Annotated in this window: 1 protein-coding gene; it reads right to left on the bottom strand. The window is 68.3% G+C overall.

Going from position 1 to position 853, the window contains the following annotated elements; genetic code table 11:
• Positions 1 to 853: transposase (locus ACIKT0_RS19310; protein WP_407106886.1), on the bottom strand; the 853-nt coding region annotated here is incomplete at both ends.

The following is an 853-nucleotide window of genomic DNA, read 5'->3' as shown; positions in this document are numbered from 1 at the left end:
CGGTAGACCCTCTGCCGGGGTCTCAGCTCCTTCCCGGCCGGGCAGGTGTAAAGATCGCGGGCGTGGTCATACGGGAAGTCTGAACGGCTGAACGTGCCGTCGGTCCGGGCGCTCTTGTCGAACACCGGGATGTGCGGCTCGATCCCGCGTTCATGGACCAGCCAGGCGAGCGTCTCGGCCGCACCATAGGCGCTGTCGGCTGCCAGCCGCTCGGGCCAGAGCCCGAAGCGCTCCTGGGTCCGGTCGATCATCGTTCGCGCCGCGCCGACCTCCGCCTGCCTGATCGCTCGCGTGGCCTCGACGTCGACGATCACCGCGTGGTCGAGGTCGATCAGGTAGTTGGTCGCGTAGGCGAAGAAGGCGTGGCCCTTGTGCGCGCCGGTCCACTGCGCAGCCGGATCCGACCGCGAAACGAACTTCGGCGTCGTCGGGCTCGCCGCGCCCCAAGCCGCATCGTCAAGCGTGTCGAGGTACTCGCGAACAGAACGGCGGGAAGCTGCCAACTCCTCCCAGTCGACCTCGTCCGCGCCGTCCGCCGAGCGGCGCCGGTTGGCGTCGGCTCGGATCAGGCTGGCGTCGACCGCAAAGCCCTCGCCGCCAACAAGCCCTTCCGTCATGCAGCGGCCAACCACCGTCTCGAACAGCTTGCGCAGCAGGTCGCTCTCGCGGAAGCGGCCGTGACGGTTCTTCGAGAAGGTCGAATGGTCCGGCACGGCGCCGTCGAGGCCGAGCCGGCAGAACCAGCGATAGGCGAGGTTCAGGTGAACCTCCTCGCACAGTCGCCGCTCAGACCGGACTCCGGAGCAGTAGCCCACCAGCAGCATCCGGATCAGGAGTTCCGGGTCGATCGAGG

The organism is Hansschlegelia beijingensis (assembly GCF_045505405.1).
In the GTDB taxonomy this organism is placed as follows: domain Bacteria; phylum Pseudomonadota; class Alphaproteobacteria; order Rhizobiales; family Methylopilaceae; genus Methylopila; species Methylopila beijingensis_A.
The sequence above is the reverse complement of the archived record's forward strand: the minus strand, read 5'-3'. Positions and strand labels throughout refer to the sequence as shown.